Below are 15,565 nucleotides of genomic sequence, written 5' to 3' on the forward strand. Positions count from 1 at the left end.
GCGGGCCGTCCTTCGAGCATCGTCCGGGCGGGCCGGAAAGCGGAAGGGGGAGCGGACCTTGTGCTTTCCCGGGCCGGGCGCTCTGCGACCCGGCGGGGCCGTAGAGGGTACGTGGCCCATCTCACGTTCGGCCAGGCTCACCTACGGTGGCGTAGGTCACTTGAATGGGTGAACTATCTCTTTCATGCCGAACCTCCAGGAGACCCTTGACCTCAGTTCGTACGCCGCCCTCGGGGACAGCTTCACCGAGGGTCTGAACGACCCCGGTGCCGACGGCGCCTTCGCCGGCTGGGCCGACCGCCTGGCCGGGCTGCTCGCCGACGGGCGGCCGCCGGGCGGGTTCCGTTACGCCAACCTGGCGGTGCGGGGGCGGCTGTTGGACCAGATCGTGGCCGAGCAGGTGCCGCAGGTCCGCCGGCTCCAGCCCGACCTGGTCACCTTCTGCGCCGGCGGCAACGACATCCTCCGACCCGGCAGCGACCCGGACGAGGTGGCCGTCCGCTTCGAGGCCGCCATCGCCCAACTCGCCGAGAACGCCGGGACGGTGCTGATCTGCACCGGCTTCGACACCCGCGAGGTGCCGCTGATCAGGCACCTGCGCGGCAAGATCGCCACCTACAACGGCCACATGCGGGCGGTCGCCGACCGCTACGACTGCAAGGTCGCCGACCTGTGGTCGCTGCGCGCGGTGCAGGACCGCCGGGCGTGGAGCGAGGACCGGCTGCACCTCTCCCCCGAGGGCCACCAGCGGGTCGCCCTGCTGGCCGCCCGCTCGCTCGGCCTGCGCACCCAGGACGACCCGGAGGCCCCGTGGCCGACCGCCCGCGTGCTCACCCCCGCCGACCAGCGGCGGGAGAACCTCCAGTGGGCCCGCGAGTACCTGATCCCCTGGGTCGGCCGGCGCCTGCGCGGGGAGTCCTCGGGCGACCACGTCGAGGCCAAGCGCCCCGATCTGATGCCGCTCTGACGCTCCATCAGCTCGTGACGCCCCGTCAGGCGTTCGCACCGGGTGCTGCGACCCGGCCGGTCCGACCGGCCCGCAGCGCCCGGTGCGACAGCGCGGCACCCGCCGCGCCGACCAGGTACCAGAACAGGTCCGGCGGGTTGAAGGTCGACCCGAGCACCAGGTGCACCAGCGGGCTGTGCCGCCCCCAGGCGTCCGGCAGGCCGGTGGCCTGGAACAGCTCCACCGCCCAGCTCACCGCGGCCGCCACCAGGGCGGCCCGCACCGGCCGCACCCGGGGCACGACCAGCACCGCCAGGGCGTACACCAGCACGGTGTAGAGGGCGTCGCCCGCGCACTTGGCCACCTCACCGGTCAGCACGGCACGCACGCCCAGGCCCGCCGCCACCGTCACCAGCACGGCCGCGGCGGCGGGCAGTCGTACCGTCAGGCCGTTCCGAAGTTCCGTCATCCGCCCCACGGTAGGTCCTGCTCCGCCCGCGCGGCGCAGCGGGCCCACCGGACCCAGTGGCCCCGGGAACCACCGCGCCATCCCGGACGTCACTCCCCCTGTTGAGCCATCCGTGCAGGTCACGGGCGGGAGTTCGAGCAGGGCGGGCGGGGCGGGGACAGTGACGGAGAACAGAGGCAGCGAGACACGGCGGCAGTTCGGCGTCCCCGGATTCGCGACCGGCCCGGACGGCCGGGCGCAGCGGGCCCGCGAGCAGGGCAAGGCCCTGCGCGAGCGCGTCCCCCGGGAGCGGCACGCGGAGTTCGCGCCCGCGCCCGACCGACCCACCGCCGTGGCGGCGATCGAGGCCTCCAACGCGGGCCGGATCCCCGGGCTGGTGCCGATCCGGGTGGGCCGGATGGCCGCCACCCCGTTCGCGTTCCTGCGCGGGTCGGCCGGGCTGATGGCCGCCGACCTCGCGGGCACGCCGGTGACCGGCGTCACCGCGCAGCTGTGCGGGGACGCCCACGCGGCCAACTTCGGCCTGTACGGCGACGCGCGCGGCCAACTCGTGATGGACATCAACGACTTCGACGAGACCGTGCCCGGTCCCTGGGAGTGGGACCTCAAGCGGCTGGCCACCAGCCTGGTGCTGGCCGGGCGGGAGACCGGGGCGAGCGAGACCACCGCCCGGGCCGCCGCCGCGCACGCCGCCGGCTCCTACCGGCGCACCATGCGCACCCTCGCCAAGCTGCCCGCCCTGGACGCCTGGAACGCCGTGGCGGACGAGCAGTTGGTGTCCTTCACCGAGGCGCACGACCTCACCGAGGTGCTGGGCAAGGTCGGCGCGAAGGCCCTCGGCAACACCAGCGCCCGCTTCGCCGCCCGCAGCACCACCCGTACCGCGGACGGCGGTTGGCGCTTCACGGCCGCCCCGCCGGTGCTCACCGAGGTCACCGACGCGACCGCCCGGGCGGTCGCCGAGGCACTGGGCCCGTACGTGGCGACGGTGCCCGCCGAGGTGCGCACCCTGCTGTCCCGCTACCGGGTGCAGGACGTGGCGTTCCGGGTGGTCGGCACCGGCAGCGTCGGCACCCGCTCGTACGTCGTGCTGCTCACCGACCACCGGGACCAGCCGCTGGTGCTCCAGGTGAAGGAGGCCCGGCCGTCCGTCCTGCTGCCGTACCTGGACGGCGGCCGGGGGCAGCGGCCGGAGGAGCACGAGGGCCGGCGCGTGGTGCTCGGCCAGAAGCACATGCAGGTGGTCAGCGACACCCTGCTCGGGTGGACCACCGTGGACGGACTCCCCTACCAGGTACGGCAGTTCCGCAACCGCAAGGGCAGCGTCGACCCGGCCGCGCTGCTGCCGGGCCAGCTGGACGACTACGCCCGGATCACCGGCGCGCTGCTCGCCCGGGCGCACGCCCACACCGCCGACCCGGGCCTGCTGGCCGGGTACTGCGGCAAGAACGAGGCGCTGGACGAGGCGGTCGCCGCCTTCGCCGTCGCCTACGCGGACCGTACCGAGGCCGACCACGCCGAGCTGCTGGCGGCGGTGCGCAGCGGGCGGCTGCCCGCGGAGCAGGGGGTCTGAGGGGGGTCGTACCGGGCACCGGCAGCCGAGGGCACCGGCGGCCGAGGGCGTCGACCGGCCGGTTCGGGTGGAACCGGCCCGGTGGCTCAGGACGCCAGGAACGGCGCCACGGCGGCGACGTACTCGGCGGGCCGGGTGCGGTGCACCAGGTGCCCGGCCTCGATGGTGACGAGGCGGCAGTCCGGGACGAGCCGGGCGAGTTCGGCGACCCGTTCCTGCGGGATGTGGCTGGTGGGGCCGCCGGCGACGACCAGGGTGCGGGCGGTGATCCGGGCCAGGCCCTCCCGCCAGGCCGGGTCGGGGGTGTCGATCTGCGCCTTGACGGCCCGGACCATCGCCCAGTCGAAGTGCGCCGGTTCGTCCGCGCCCTCGGGCGGCACGCTCGACGGGCGCGGGTACAGGGCGGCGATGTCCTCCAGGACGAGCCGGTCGACCCGCTCGGGCGCGGCCTGGGCGAGCAGGTAGGCGACCACGCCGCCCATCGAGTGGCCGACCAGGTCGACCCGGGCGAGGCCGAGCGCGTCGAGGAAGGCGAGCACGTCCTCGCGCATCTCGGCCAGGCCGTAGCGGTCGGTGCGGCCGCTGTCGCCGTGGCCGCGCAGGTCGAGCGCGTACACGTGGTGGTCGGGGGCGAGGGCGGGCAGCACCGGGTCCCAGTCGGCGGCGCGCTCGCCGAGGGCGTGCAGCAGCACCAGTGGCGGGCCGTCGGGGCGTCCGCTCTCCTGGTAGGCGAGCGTGATGCCGGGCAGTTCCACCGTTCGTACTGTCGTCATGACCGCCACCGTACGCGCCGACCGGCTGCTACCGGACGGCCGTTCGCCCTCGGCGCACCGGGGCGGTGTCGTCGGGGGTGCGTTCCGGCCCGGTCGCCCGGCCGGCGAACACGGAGGCCAGCACGGCCAGTCCGGCCACCGCCGCGCAGACCAGGCTCGCCGCGAGGTAGGCGGAGCGGTGGCCGCCGCCCCCGGCCGTCTCGCGCAGGTAGACCCCGGACAGGGCGGAGACCGCGACGGCCGCCGCGATCCGCTGCGCCATCTGCAGGATCGCCCCGCTGACCCCGGCCGCCTCGGCGGGCGCGTGGCGCAGCACGTAGGCCTGGTTGGTGGAGCCCATCAGGCCGACCGAGGCGCCGCTGAGCAGTTGGAGCAGGGCGAGCAGCCAGGGCAGCACGGCGGTCGGGGCCCAGTGCGCGACGGCGCCGCTGAGCAGCATGGCGAGCGCGGAGCCGGTCATCCCGAGGGTGACGGTGCGCCGGCCGAGCCGCTGCACCACCCGCCAGGCGAGCGCGGAGGCCGCCGCCATGGCCAGTGCGGAGGGCAGCGAGACCAGGGCGGCGCCCATCGGGGACAGTCCCAGGCCGTCCTGGAGGAACATGGTGAGGACGAGCGAGGCGGCCAGTGAGGAGCCGAACTGGGCCATCGCGGTGGCCGTGCCGAGCGCGTACGGCGCGGAGCGGCTGAGGGCGGGGTGGATCAGCGGGTGCCCGCCGGTCCGGGCGCAGCGGCGCTGCCAGCCGACCAGTGCGCCGAGCAGGGCCAGGGCGCCGGCGCCGAAGGCCAGCCAGCCGGCCCGGCCGGGCGGTTGGACGAAGGGCAGCATCAGGACCAGGGTGAGCGCGCCGACCAGCAGCAGGCCGAGCAGGTCGAGGTCGGCGTGCCGGCTGGCCGGTCGGGGCGCGGGCAGGTGCCGGACGGCGAGCAGCAGGGTCGCCAGGCCGAACGGGACGTTGAGCAGGAAGGTCAGCCGCCAGCCGAGTTCGGGGCCGGCCGCCGCCAGGACCAGGCCGCCGACCGGCGGGCCGAGGGCGAAGGCGAGGCTGCCGGTGACGGCGTACATCCCGAGGGCGCGGGCGCGCAGCTGGCCCTCGAAGACGTCCTGGAGGGTGCCGATCATCTGGGAGTTGACCAGTCCGGCGCCGACGCCCTGGAGCAGTCGGGCGGCGATCAGCACCTCCGGGGCGGTGGCGGTCGCGGAGACCAGGCTGACCGCGGTGAACAGGGCCAGGCCGGTGACGAAGAACCACTTGCGGCCTTTGACGTCCCCGAGGCGTCCGCCGGGGATCAGCGCGAGGCCGAAGGCGAGCGAGTACCCGGCGACGATCCACTGGAGGTGGGCGGGCTGGGCGTGCAGGGTCTCGCGCAGGGCGGGGATGGAGGTGTTCAGCACAGACTGGTCGATCAGGGTGGTGAAGCCGCCCGCGACGCAGACCAGCAGGACGCGGCGCCCGGCGGCGTCGAAGCGTTGCCTGCCCGCCCGCTGCGGTATCGGGCCGGTGGCGGTGCTCATGACTCGACCACCACCAGGGCGTAGCGGGCCTCCTCCGGGCCGAGGCTGCGGAAGCGCATGCTGCCGGAGCCGTAGCGCAGGCAGTCACCGGGGCCGAGCAGTTCGGCCTCGTCGTCCAGGGTGAGCTCCAACTGCCCCTCGAACAGCCAGAGGTGGTGTTCCAGTCCGGGCAGGCAGGGGCGGTCGTAGGCGATGTCGGCGCCGGCCGGGAGCCGGCCCTCGATGATCTCGGCGTGCAGCGAGCCGTGCGGCGGGGAGACCGAGCGGCGGACGAAGCCGGTGGCCTCGTCGCGCCAGAGCTGCTGTTCCCCGGCCCGGACCAACCGGGCGGGGCCGGACTCCACCTCGGCGAGCAGCCGGGACATGGTCCGCCCGTACACGGTGCACAGGCGCCCGAGCAGGGCGGCGGTCGGGCTGACCTCGGCCCGCTCCACCCGGGAGAGGGTGGACCGGCTGACGTCGGCGAGTTGCGCCAACTCCTCCAGGGTCCAGCCGCGTTCGACCCGTAGTTCGGCGAGCCGTTGTGCCAGCCGCTCGTCGGCGGCCGTGTCGATTCCCATATCCGTGATGCTATCCCGGATGTGAGATCACCTCCCGGGAGTTCTCCGGGGACGGTGAAGGTCTGACGGCGGCTCGGTCTCGGGGCGGCCTCGGTTCGGTCGCCGGTCGGCCGTCGCCGAGCCGGCGATCATATGATGTTCGGCGACAAAGGGGCCGGTCAGCGGCCCGAGGGGCCACTCCGCGGCCCACCGGCAAGGGGGACCAACGATCGTGTTCGGCATCATCAGACCGTGCAGCCACCGACTGTCCGAACGCCTCCGCACCTCCTGGATGGCGCACCTGTGCGGGCTCTGCCTCGCCCTGCGGGACGACCACGGGCAGCTCGCCCGGACCGCCACCAACTACGACGGCCTGATCATCTCCGTCCTGGTCGAGGCCCAGGCCGCCCGGGAGGACTCCAACTGGCGCCGCACGGCCGGGCCCTGCCCGCTGCGCGGCATGCGCACGGCCTCCGTCGCCAAGGGCGAGGGCGCCCGGCTGGCGGCCGCCGTCTCGCTCGCGCTCGCCTCGGTGAAGATCCGCGACCACGTCGAGGACCGGGACGGCGTGTTCGCCCGCCGCCCGGTGGCCGCCGGGGCCCGCGCGGTGACCAGGCGCTGGGACCGGCAGAGCGCGGGCAGCGCCTCCACGGTCGGCTTCGACACCGCCGTCCTGCTCGACGCCGCCTCCCGGCAGGGCGAGGTGGAACGCTCGCTGCGGCCCGGTGGCTCCGTCCTGCTGGTCACCGAACCCACCGAGACCGCCACCTCCGCCGCCTTCGCGCACACCGCCGTGATCGCCGGGCGCCCCGGCAACGCCGCCCCGCTCGCCGAGGCCGGGCGGCTGTTCGGCCGGCTCGCCCACCTGCTGGACGCCGCCGAGGACCAGGCGGCCGACGCCGCAACGGGCGCCTGGAACCCGCTGACCGCCACCGGCACCGACCGCGCCGAGGCCGAACGCCTCTGCCGGGACGCCGTGCACGGTATCCGGCTCGCGCTGCGGGAGGTCGAGCTCACCGACCGGGCCCTGGTGCACGTGCTGCTCGCCCACGAGACGGAGACCGCGGTGGACCGGGTCTTCGGCCGGGCCGGGCACGCCGCGAGCTGCCGCCGCGGCCCGGCCGGGGCCGAGCACGCCGCCGCCGACACCCCGCGGGACGCGCCGCCGCGTCAGGTGCCGCCCGGCCAGGCCCCGGACCAGGCGCCCCTCCCCCCGTGGGTGCCGCAGGGCCCGGGCTTCGGCCCGCCGCTCGGCGGGAAGCCACCGCACCCGCGCAACCTGCTCGCCGGGTGCGCGGTGTGGGCCCTGATGGCCTGCTCCTGCCAGTTGCTCTGCTGCGAGCACGACGACCCGTTCAGCCGGGAGCGCCGCAAGGGCTTCTGCGAGCGGCACGACGGCTGCAGCGCCTGCGCCTGCGACTGCTGCGACCCCGGCTGCTGCGAGTGCGGCAAGTGCGGGTGCGACTGCTGCGATTCCTGCGGCTGTGACGGCTGCGACTGCGGGTGCGACTGCTGACGTTCGGTCAGCTCTCCTCCGACACCGACACCGGCGCCTCCTTCTCCCCTGACTCCGGCTCCGGCTCCGGCTGATCCGACGCCACCGGCCCGGGGTGCCCCCGCAGCACCCCGGGCCGGTCCGCGTCCCGGTACTCCTCCGCGCGCCGCCAGAGCGGCAGCACCGCCACCGGGCCGCGCGGTCCGGCGGCCTCAGGCCTCACGCCCCGCCACCTCCCGGTCCGCCGCCAGCGAGTTCTCCAACCCGGCCAGCAACTGCCGGAACCGCTCGGCGTCCTGCTCGGTCATCCGCCCCTCGGGCGCCGCCCCCGGCCACTCGGCCGTCCTGTCGTCCATGGTCCCGACGCTAGGCGGCGGCGATCAACGGGCGATAAACGAGGGACGCGTGGGGCGGAAGGGGCGTACCCGCACCGAACTCCACCCCGCCCGACGGCTTGGCGGGGGCATCGGGTGGTGGTTCAATTCCCATCGTTAGGAAGGTTTCCTAACTAGGAATCGTCGGATCCGAGCACGACCTCTTCCCCCCACCGAGAGGACGACTTCCCCATGGACCGCAGCGCCTCCAGCAGGACGACCAGGAACACCGCCCGGGCAGTGACCACCGGGACCGCGCTCGCCGCCTTCCTCCTGTCCACCGCCGCCTGCGGCGCCTGGGCCGTGGACCCGGCCCGGGCCGCACCGGAGCGGCCCGCCGCCCCGGCGGTCGCGGCCCGGCAGGCGGGCGCCACCCCCCGGGCAGCGGCCGGCGGGCTCACCCCCGACCAGCGCCGCCGCGCCGACCAGCTGGTCAGCGTCTTCGAGAACGGCACCACCACCATCCAGTACGGCTACGCGGAGAACATCCACGACGGCCGCGGCGTCACCGCGGGCCGGGCCGGGTTCACCACCAACGACGGCGACGCCCTCACGGTGGTCCGCGCCTACACCGCCGTCGCCCCCGACAACCCGCTCGCCCGCTTCGTCCCGGAACTGGAGCGCCTGGCCGCCGCCGGCAGCGGCGACACCAGCGGCCTGCCCGAGGCCGACTACATCGCCGCCTGGCAGCAGGCCGCCCAGGACCCGGCCTTCCGGCAGGTCCAGGACGAGCAGGTCGACCAGCGCTACTTCACCCCGGCCATGGACCAGGCCGACCGGCTCGGCCTGACCACCGCGCTGGCCCGCGCCGAGCTCTACGACGCCTCCATCCAGCACGGCAACGGCAGCGAGTACGACGCCCTGCCCGCGCTGATCGGCCGGACCACGGCCAAGGTCGGTGCGCCCTCGGCCGCCGGTGAGCGCGCCTGGCTGGACGCCTTCTTCGACGTCCGGATCGACGACCTGAACAACCCGGCCAACTCCTCCACCGCGGAGGAGTGGCGCAAGTCCGTCGACCGGGTCGAGTGCCTGCGGCGGATCGCCGCCACCGGCAACGACGACCTGGACGGCCCGTTCACCATCACCGCCTACGGCTCCGGCTACACCATCGGCTGAGCCGCCGTCCGCCCCGGGGTCCGGGAGTGCGGGCCCGGACCCCGGCCCCGGGCGGCCACCGTGTTCAGGTCCGCGCGCGTGCCGCCCCGTCCAGCAGGAGGGCGGCGGCCGCGCGGGCCTCGGTGGCGGCGCCCGGGTCCCCGTGCACGGCGGCGACGGTGATCGCGCCCTCGGCGAGCAGCGCGAGCTGGGCGGCGGTGGCGGGCGGGGCACCGGCGGCATCGACCAGGCCGGCCAGGTAGCCGGCGAACTCCGCCTTGTGGTGCCGGGCGGCGGCCACGACGGCGGGGCTGGTGGCGCCCAGCTCGCCGAAGGAGTTCACGAAGGCGCAGCCGCGGAACCCGGGCTCGGCGAACCACCGGCCGAGCCAGTCGAAGACCGCGAGCACCTGCTCCCGGGGCGTGCCGCCGGCCCGGGAGACGTGGACGGCCAGGCTCGCCCGCCACCGCGCGTCGCGCCGCCGCAGGTAGGCCTCGACCAGCTCGTCCTTGGCCGGGAAGTGCTGGTAGACGCGGCGCATGGTCAGCCCGGAGGCGGCCCGGACGGCGTCCATCCCGACCGCCTGGACGCCCCGTCCGTAGAACAGCTCCTCGGCCGCGTCGAGGATCCGGGTCCGTGGGTCCACCTGTTCCATCTGCCGTGCCCTTTGCGTGAGAACGATGATTCTCCTAGGGTAGCGACTGAGATGAGAACGATCGTTCTCACCGGCGGAATGCCCGTTCCCGAGGAGAATCCCGTGACCGAACAGCGCCCTCCCGTGCCCCCCTTCACCGAGGAGTCCGCCCACCGCAAGGTCCGCGCCGCCGAGGACGCCTGGAACACCCGCGACCCGCGGCGCGTCGCCCTCGCCTACACGCCCGACAGCCGCTGGCGCAACCGGGCCGAGTTCCTCACCGGCCGCGAGCAGATCGCCGCCTTCCTCACCCGCAAGTGGCAGCGCGAACTCGACTACCGCCTGGTCAAGGAGCTGTGGGCGCACGACGGCGACCGGATCGCCGTCCGCTTCGCCTACGAGTGGCACGATGACGCCGGGCAGTGGTACCGCTCGTACGGGAACGAGAACTGGGAGTTCGACGCGAACGGCCTGATGGCCCGTCGGCTCGCCTGCATCAACGACCTGCCGATCGCCCCCGGGGAGCGCCTCCTGCACTGGCCCGCCGGGGCCCGCCCGGCCGACCACCCCGGCCTCACCGAGCTCGGGCTCTGAGCGCCCCCGCCCGTTCCGTACCCGAAGGTTGACGCCCTGTCCGGCGAAGGGCCCCGCACTGTTCCACAGCTGTGACGCGGCGCGCACCGGCCACGGACCCGGCCTTGGGAACCTCCTTCTCGGAAGCGAACTGCACCACCCGAGGGGGACCCAGAGATGTCCGTGCGCAACAGATTCGGCACCGCCGCCGCCATCGCCCTGATGACGACCGCGGGCGCGGTCCTGCTCTCCGCCTGCGGCCCCGAGAACGGCGACTCCGGATCGACCGCGGCCCCCAGCGCCCCGGTCACGGCGGCGCCGGGCGGCGGATCGCACTCCGGCAGCCCCGCGCCGGGCGGCAAGGAGGTCAACGGCACCTCCGCGGCCAACCACCTGACCATCAGCACGGGCACCCGGACGGTCGCCATGAACGGCACCACGGTCGACTTCGGCACCGTGGTGCGCGACCTCGCGTGGTCCCCCGACGGCAAGAAGGTCGTCTTCGTCGACGGCGACGGCAACCTGCTGACCGCCGCCCCGGACGGCAGCGGCAGGACGACCCTCGCCAAGGCCCCCAGCGGCGAGACCTGGTCCCACCCGACCTGGCAGCACGCCGACAAGGGGCCCAGCGGCGGCGCGGTGCCCGACGAGACCGACCGCTACAACAACATCGTGTTCACCTCCGGCAAGGGCGGCGTGCTGCGGCTGGAGAAGGTGCCCGCCAAGGGCGGCGCCGTCGAGGAGCTCGCCCCGCACAACTCCGAGGCCGGCGACGCGGCCGGCGCCCCGCAGCCGCCGCAGACCGGCAACACCTGGGCCAACGCCGGCGGGCAGCAGGCCGACATCGCGTACGCCAACACCCCGGCCGGCGAGGTGTACATCTACGACGACTACATCCGCCCGGCCACCCGGGACATCGGCAAGGGCTCCCAGCCCGCACTGTCCCCGGACGGCGGGAACATCGTCTTCGTCCGCTCGGTGAACGGCCACGACCACCTGTTCACCCGCTCCACCGAGCACGACCGGACGACCGAGAAGGACCTCACCCCCTCGGCCGGCACCGACTACACCGAGCCCGCGTGGTCCCCCGACGGCAGGACCGTCGCGGCCCGCACCCCGGACGGCATCAGCACCGTGCCGGCCGACGGCTCGGCGGCGCCGGTCCAGGTCTCCACCATCAAGGGCCTGCCGGTCTACCGGCCCTGATCCGGGGTCGGACGCGCCAACTCGGCGCGCAGCTCCGCGAGGTGCTCGTCCGCCGACTCGTGCGGCAGGAACTCGACCAGGTCGAGGAAGCGGAACAGCACCCGCTCCTCGGTGACCGCGTACTCGTAGTCGCCGAACCCGACCACCGCCCCCGTCCCGCCGCGCGCCGCGCCACGGACGGCGGCGGCGGTCAGCCCCTCCCCCGCGCCCTCGGCGCTCACCCGCCGACGGGCGTTGGGCCGGGCCAGGTACGGGCACACCATCGACGCGTACAGCATGCAGGCGCGGTGCCCCGGGCCCTCCATGGTCGGCGCCAGGTTGCGGTACGGGCGCCCGGCCCCGAGCGCCTCCGCGATCGCGGCGCTCTCCGCCGGCCCGACCACCCGCCAGACCGGGCCGCGCGGCATCAGGGCGCCACACACCGAACAGCGGCGCTCCAGCGCGCAGTCGGCGCTGCGCCCGTGGTCGGTCAGCGCGAACTGCGGCCGCCCGTCCCGCCACGGCGTGATCGCCGGCACCGGGTACCCGCGGGCGTCCCGGGGGCGCTCCCCCACCTGCTCCGGCATCGGCACCTGTTCGAATCGCACGCCCCCATCGATACCAGCCGGGCGCCCGGCGCCGCTACCGACCGGCCCCGGCCGACCCGAATCGTGGGCGGGAGCGGCGCCGGAACGGAGGGGCCGACGGTGGGACCGGCGACCGCGGGGCGGTCGCCGGTCCGGGGTGCCGGTCGGCTGTGCGGGGTCAGTTCCAGATGCCGGTGATGTCCGTCGCGCCGGCCGCGTTGCCCGCGTGGCCGCTCGCCCCGGAGAGGTCCTCCAGGGTGCGCAGCACGTTGTAGTGGTTGTAGGTGGTGGAGCTGCTGCTGCCCGGCGTCACATGGGCGCCGTAGACCAGGGTCGGGATGCGGTTGCCGGACAGGCTGTTGTCCTCGTCGAAGGTGACGACGAGCAGGCTGTTGTGGCTCTGCGCCCAGGCGGCGTACCCGCCGAGGTTGTTCTTGATCCAGGTGTCACCGGTGCCGACCGAGCAGTCGTGCATGTCGCTGCACAGGTTCGGGATCACGAACGACACGTTGGGCAGCGTGGTGTAGTCGGTCGGGAACTGGGCGAAGGTCTTGGCGCTGTTGAGCGGGACGTTCCCGAAGCCGAACCAGGGGTTGTGCTTCTGCGCGTACTTGCCGCTGCTGCACACCGTGCTGCCCTGGCTGGGCAGGGTCTCGTTGTAGCTCGCCCAGGTCTTCCCGGCGGCGAGCACCTCGGAGGCCAGGTTCGGGGCCTGGAAGCCGCCGACCGTCACGCAGCTGTCGTCGACCCGGCCCTGGGTGGAGCCGGAGAACAGCGCGTAGTAGTTCGGCTCGCTGGGGTGGGTGATGGCGAAGGACTGCGTGAGGTTGGCGCCGCCCGCCTTGAGGGTGTTGTTGAGGTAGGGGGCGCTGCTGCTGCCGATGACCTGGCTGTAGGCGTGGTTCTCCATCACCACGACCACGATGTGGTCGGGCGTGGGCAGCCCGGCGGCCTGCGCGGTGCTGGCGGTGGCGGCCCACAGGCCGGCGGAGGCGGCGACCAGTGCGGCGGCCGAGCCGATCGCGGTCGCGGTGCGACGGGAGCGGGAGCGCGGACGGGGGGCGTCGTTCAGGGGCTTCGCGGACGAAGTCATGACGTTTCCTCGGGTGGAGGGCGGCCCCGGCGGGGCCGCCCGGACGGGAGGTGACTGAGCTACCCGGAGTGCGACCGAACCGGCCTAGTAGGGCGTGCCGTTGGCGAAGTCGGTGGCGAAGGTCGACTCGATCGTGCTGAGCACCCCGGAGTCGGAGACGATCAGGCCCAGCTCGCGGTTGTTGTTCAGCGAGTTGTCGGAGAAGTTCTCCGAGCCGGCGAACACCTTGGCGGTGGGCGTGCCGTAGTCGGCGACGATGGCCTTGGCGTGGATGTACAGGCCGGTGGTGGAGGAGTAGGTGACCACCTTGGCGCCGGCCGCGGTGACCTCGTCGAAGGAGGAGCCGTAGCTGTCCGGGCTCATCCCGACGACGCGGACGGTGACACCGCGGTCGGCGGCGGCGGCGACGGCGTCGACCAGGGCCGGGTCGCCGAACTCCAGCTCCTCGACGTCCAGCGAGGTCCGGGCGCCGTTGATCAGCGCCAGCAGGCGGTCCTGCGAGTCGGTGGGCGACCAGACCAGGTTGTCGCCGTCCGAGGGGGTGATCGAGGTCTTGGCGTAGTCGGCGGCGAAGACCTGCTCGATCGCGGCGACGTCGTTGGCGTCGGTGTCGACGACCCCGTAGTCGCGGCTGCTGGAGTAGTAGGTGGCGTCCAGGTTCCCGGTCAGGATCAGCGACTTGGCGCCGTCCACGGTGACGGTCTTCTGGTGGGTGTAGACGAACGCCGAGGAGGAGTACGTCACGCCGACGCCGGCGGCCTTGAGCGCGGAGTAGGCGGCGCCGTTGACCGAGCTGTGCTTGCCGTCCAGGATCACCCGGACCCGCACCCCGGCGCGCTGACGGGCGATCAGGGCGTTCACGGCCGTGGTGTCGCGCAGCTCGTACATCGTCACGTCGACGGACTTGGTGGCCGAGTTGATCAGGCCGTAGACCGCGCTGTGGTCCTGGTCCGGGAAGACGATCGTCGAGTAGGTGCCGGTGACGGCCTCGGCGTGGGCGGCACCGGAGGCGGATATCAGGCCGGCGCCGACGAGCAGCAGGGCGCCGGCACGGCGCGCGAAGGTGGCCAGGGGCATGGGGACTCCATGGTCGGTGAGGGGGAAGTCGGCGCGTGGCGGCACCGGGGGCGGACGCGTCAGATGGCATGACCCGTGTGGACGACATGGACACGCTGAACGGAACGGCCCGAACAGCATGCGGTCGCGGTGGTCAACGCGGGTAGATGACGGGAGGTAAAACCTTGCCCCCGGGCCGGAGAACGGATCGTGCCCCGGCAAAACGACCCGACAACGGACGAAGCGGGCACGAAGGTTCACATTGCCACGGCCCGCCCGGACCGGTGATAGTGATCATCGACCCGACGCGACCCGACACCGCGTCAGCGCACGAGAGAGCCGAGGAACATGGCGAAGACCCGTCTGCTGCGTCCGCTGGCGGTGGCCGCCGCCGCTGCCGTCCTGGCCGCCACCGGAGCCGTACCGGCCCTGGCCGCCGGCCAGGACGGCCCGGCCCTGCCCACCCCCGACACCGCGGGGGTGCAGAGCGCGCTTCAAGCCACCACCGCCGCCGGCGCTCCCGGCGCCTTCGCGGTGATCCGCGACCACGGCGACGACGAGCTGACCCGCTCCCTGACCGTCGGCAAGGCCGACCTGGACGGGACCCCGATGAACTCCTCGTGGAGGTTCCGGGTCGGCAGCAACAGCAAGATGTTCACCGCCGTTCTCGTGATGCAGCTGGCGCAGGAGGGCCGGATCGACCTCGACAAGCCGCTGCGCGACTACCTGCCGGCCGGCACCCTCCCGGACGGCTGGACGATGACCGGCCGCCAGGTGATGGAGCACCGGGCCGGCGTCTACGACCACACCAACGACCTGCTGGAGCAGGCCGGCGAGGAGACCACCAGCGCCTTCGAGGCCCGCATCCGCACCACGGTGTACGCCCCGGCCGACCTGGTCGCGATGTCCGTCAAGCACGGGCAGCAGTACACCCCGGGCAGCCGCTACTCCTACTCCAACACCGACTTCGTGCTGCTGGGCCTGGCCGTCGAGCACCTCACCGGCCGCCCCTACGCCGACGTGCTGCGCGAGCGGATCATCGAGCCGCTCGGCCTGGGCCGGACCTCCTTCGTCGTCCCCGACCAGCGGATCGACGGCTCCCACGTCACCGGCTACCTCACCAACGACGACCGCACCAAGCCGCTGCTGGACTCCACCGAGCAGAACGGCTCCTGGGTGTGGGCCGCCGGAGCCGTCATCTCCACCGCCGAGGACCTCGACCGCTTCCTCACCGCGCTGATGGCCGGCGGCGACGGCGGGCTGGTCTCGGACGACTCCCTCCGCCAGATGGAGGCCGCGCTGCCCACCCCCACCGCCAAGGTCTCCTACGGGCTGGGGCTCCGCCGCATCTCGCTGACCTGCGGCGACGTGTACGGGCACGGCGGCATCGTCCAGGGCTTCCAGACCCAGTCCTTCGCCACCCCGGACGGGCGGCGCTCGGTGGTGGTCTTCGCCAACGCCTCCAACAACGGCTCGGTCACCCAGGGCCTGATGAACGCCCTGGAGCCGGCCTTCTGCGGGAAGAAGCCCGCGCCGGCGAAGGTCGCGCCGCGCACCGGCAACGCCCCGGCCCAGCAGAACCAGCGGACCGTCCAGCACGACCAGGGGCTGCCGGTGGTGGAGGACACCCGGATCTGACCCCACGCCCGGCCCAGGACCG

At 74.1% G+C, this 15,565-nt stretch carries 17 protein-coding genes; 7 read left to right on the forward strand and 10 right to left on the reverse strand.

The features are described 5' to 3' along the window. Positions 1-184 precede the first annotated feature (184 nt). A complete protein-coding gene (locus tag ACZ58X_RS01800; protein WP_470331675.1) occupies positions 185-967 on the forward strand; it encodes an SGNH/GDSL hydrolase family protein in 783 nt (260 codons plus the stop codon). A 25-nt stretch (positions 968-992) separates the two neighbouring features. Here the strand turns inward: ACZ58X_RS01800 and ACZ58X_RS01805 are convergent, their stop codons facing one another. Next, on the reverse strand, positions 993-1,415 hold the full coding sequence (locus tag ACZ58X_RS01805) for a ribosomal maturation YjgA family protein (RefSeq protein ID WP_470331676.1): 423 nt from the start codon (positions 1,413-1,415) through the stop codon (positions 993-995). Positions 1,416-1,575: 160 nt separating this feature from the next. On the opposite strand from ACZ58X_RS01805, the gene ACZ58X_RS01810 reads away from it, so the two are divergent. Next, positions 1,576-2,988, forward strand: a complete 1,413-nt coding sequence (locus tag ACZ58X_RS01810; protein WP_470331677.1) for a DUF2252 domain-containing protein — start codon at positions 1,576-1,578, stop codon at positions 2,986-2,988. A gap of 86 nt (positions 2,989-3,074) precedes the next feature. On the opposite strand, the gene ACZ58X_RS01815 is transcribed toward ACZ58X_RS01810, so the two are convergent. From ACZ58X_RS01815 to ACZ58X_RS01825, 3 genes are read right to left on the reverse strand one after another with little or no spacing between them, the layout of a single operon-like run. Then, on the reverse strand, positions 3,075-3,761 hold the full coding sequence (locus ACZ58X_RS01815) for an alpha/beta fold hydrolase (RefSeq protein ID WP_470331678.1): 687 nt from the start codon (positions 3,759-3,761) through the stop codon (positions 3,075-3,077). A 28-nt stretch (positions 3,762-3,789) separates the two neighbouring features. Continuing rightward, positions 3,790-5,274 (reverse strand): MFS transporter, encoded by a 1,485-nt coding sequence (locus ACZ58X_RS01820; protein ID WP_470331679.1) that lies wholly within the window; start codon positions 5,272-5,274, stop codon positions 3,790-3,792. Then, positions 5,271-5,834, reverse strand: coding sequence for a helix-turn-helix domain-containing protein (locus tag ACZ58X_RS01825; protein WP_470331680.1), 564 nt, complete (start codon positions 5,832-5,834; stop codon positions 5,271-5,273). Before ACZ58X_RS01825 ends, ACZ58X_RS01820 begins: the two co-directional genes overlap by 4 nt. Before the next feature lie 211 nt (positions 5,835-6,045). Between ACZ58X_RS01825 and ACZ58X_RS01830 the strand changes: the two genes are divergently transcribed. Next, positions 6,046-7,329, forward strand: a complete 1,284-nt coding sequence (locus ACZ58X_RS01830) for a DUF5685 family protein (RefSeq protein ID WP_470331681.1) — start codon at positions 6,046-6,048, stop codon at positions 7,327-7,329. A gap of 7 nt (positions 7,330-7,336) precedes the next feature. Here ACZ58X_RS01830 and ACZ58X_RS01835 read toward each other — a convergent pair whose 3' ends face one another. Next, a complete protein-coding gene (locus ACZ58X_RS01835) occupies positions 7,337-7,531 on the reverse strand; it encodes a hypothetical protein (RefSeq protein WP_470331682.1) in 195 nt (64 codons plus the stop codon). Continuing rightward, positions 7,521-7,664, reverse strand: coding sequence for a hypothetical protein (locus ACZ58X_RS01840; protein ID WP_470331683.1), 144 nt, complete (start codon positions 7,662-7,664; stop codon positions 7,521-7,523). The genes ACZ58X_RS01835 and ACZ58X_RS01840 overlap by 11 nt, the downstream gene beginning before the upstream one ends. Before the next feature lie 210 nt (positions 7,665-7,874). Between ACZ58X_RS01840 and ACZ58X_RS01845 the strand changes: the two genes are divergently transcribed. Next, a complete protein-coding gene (locus tag ACZ58X_RS01845; RefSeq protein WP_470331684.1) occupies positions 7,875-8,798 on the forward strand; it encodes a chitosanase in 924 nt (307 codons plus the stop codon). 64 nt (positions 8,799-8,862) lie between these two features. Here the strand turns inward: ACZ58X_RS01845 and ACZ58X_RS01850 are convergent, their stop codons facing one another. Continuing rightward, entirely contained in the window at positions 8,863-9,432 is a 570-nt protein-coding gene (locus ACZ58X_RS01850) for a TetR/AcrR family transcriptional regulator (protein WP_470331685.1), read from the reverse strand. Positions 9,433-9,534: 102 nt separating this feature from the next. On the opposite strand from ACZ58X_RS01850, the gene ACZ58X_RS01855 reads away from it, so the two are divergent. Then, positions 9,535-10,005 (forward strand): nuclear transport factor 2 family protein, encoded by a 471-nt coding sequence (locus tag ACZ58X_RS01855; protein WP_470331686.1) that lies wholly within the window; start codon positions 9,535-9,537, stop codon positions 10,003-10,005. A 156-nt stretch (positions 10,006-10,161) separates the two neighbouring features. Further along, a complete protein-coding gene (locus ACZ58X_RS01860; protein ID WP_470331687.1) occupies positions 10,162-11,190 on the forward strand; it encodes a TolB family protein in 1,029 nt (342 codons plus the stop codon). Here ACZ58X_RS01860 and ACZ58X_RS01865 read toward each other — a convergent pair. The 3 genes from ACZ58X_RS01865 to ACZ58X_RS01875 form a co-directional block, all read right to left on the reverse strand. After that, a complete protein-coding gene (locus tag ACZ58X_RS01865) occupies positions 11,178-11,777 on the reverse strand; it encodes a hypothetical protein (RefSeq protein ID WP_470331688.1) in 600 nt (199 codons plus the stop codon). The two genes, ACZ58X_RS01860 and ACZ58X_RS01865, sit on opposite strands and share 13 nt — an antisense overlap. Positions 11,778-11,934: 157 nt before the next feature. Beyond that, positions 11,935-12,849 (reverse strand): alkaline phosphatase family protein, encoded by a 915-nt coding sequence (locus tag ACZ58X_RS01870; RefSeq protein ID WP_470331689.1) that lies wholly within the window; start codon positions 12,847-12,849, stop codon positions 11,935-11,937. Between the two features lie 84 nt (positions 12,850-12,933). Continuing rightward, entirely contained in the window at positions 12,934-13,926 is a 993-nt protein-coding gene (locus ACZ58X_RS01875; RefSeq protein ID WP_470331690.1) for a phospholipase D-like domain-containing protein, read from the reverse strand. Between the two features lie 327 nt (positions 13,927-14,253). Here ACZ58X_RS01875 and ACZ58X_RS01880 point away from each other — a divergent pair, with 327 nt between their 5' ends. Next, entirely contained in the window at positions 14,254-15,543 is a 1,290-nt protein-coding gene (locus ACZ58X_RS01880) for a serine hydrolase domain-containing protein (protein ID WP_470331691.1), read from the forward strand. Positions 15,544-15,565 lie beyond the last annotated feature (22 nt).

It is taken from the genome of Kitasatospora sp. NPDC040550 (genome assembly GCF_055594965.1).

Bases quoted from the DNA above. Each gene is read 5' to 3' on its own strand.
- ACZ58X_RS01880 (WP_470331691.1), top strand. From the start codon at position 14,254: ATGGCGAAGACCCGTCTGCTGCGTCCGCTGGCGGTGGCCGCCGCCGCT.
- ACZ58X_RS01840 (WP_470331683.1), bottom strand. From the start codon at position 7,664: ATGGACGACAGGACGGCCGAGTGGCCGGGGGCGGCGCCCGAGGGGCGG.
- ACZ58X_RS01870 (WP_470331689.1), bottom strand. From the start codon at position 12,849: ATGACTTCGTCCGCGAAGCCCCTGAACGACGCCCCCCGTCCGCGCTCC.
- ACZ58X_RS01850 (WP_470331685.1), bottom strand. From the start codon at position 9,432: ATGGAACAGGTGGACCCACGGACCCGGATCCTCGACGCGGCCGAGGAG.
- ACZ58X_RS01820 (WP_470331679.1), bottom strand. From the start codon at position 5,274: ATGAGCACCGCCACCGGCCCGATACCGCAGCGGGCGGGCAGGCAACGC.
- ACZ58X_RS01860 (WP_470331687.1), top strand. From the start codon at position 10,162: ATGTCCGTGCGCAACAGATTCGGCACCGCCGCCGCCATCGCCCTGATG.
- ACZ58X_RS01825 (WP_470331680.1), bottom strand. From the start codon at position 5,834: ATGGGAATCGACACGGCCGCCGACGAGCGGCTGGCACAACGGCTCGCC.
- ACZ58X_RS01815 (WP_470331678.1), bottom strand. From the start codon at position 3,761: ATGACGACAGTACGAACGGTGGAACTGCCCGGCATCACGCTCGCCTAC.
- ACZ58X_RS01875 (WP_470331690.1), bottom strand. From the start codon at position 13,926: ATGCCCCTGGCCACCTTCGCGCGCCGTGCCGGCGCCCTGCTGCTCGTC.
- ACZ58X_RS01845 (WP_470331684.1), top strand. From the start codon at position 7,875: ATGGACCGCAGCGCCTCCAGCAGGACGACCAGGAACACCGCCCGGGCA.
- ACZ58X_RS01805 (WP_470331676.1), bottom strand. From the start codon at position 1,415: ATGACGGAACTTCGGAACGGCCTGACGGTACGACTGCCCGCCGCCGCG.
- ACZ58X_RS01800 (WP_470331675.1), top strand. From the start codon at position 185: ATGCCGAACCTCCAGGAGACCCTTGACCTCAGTTCGTACGCCGCCCTC.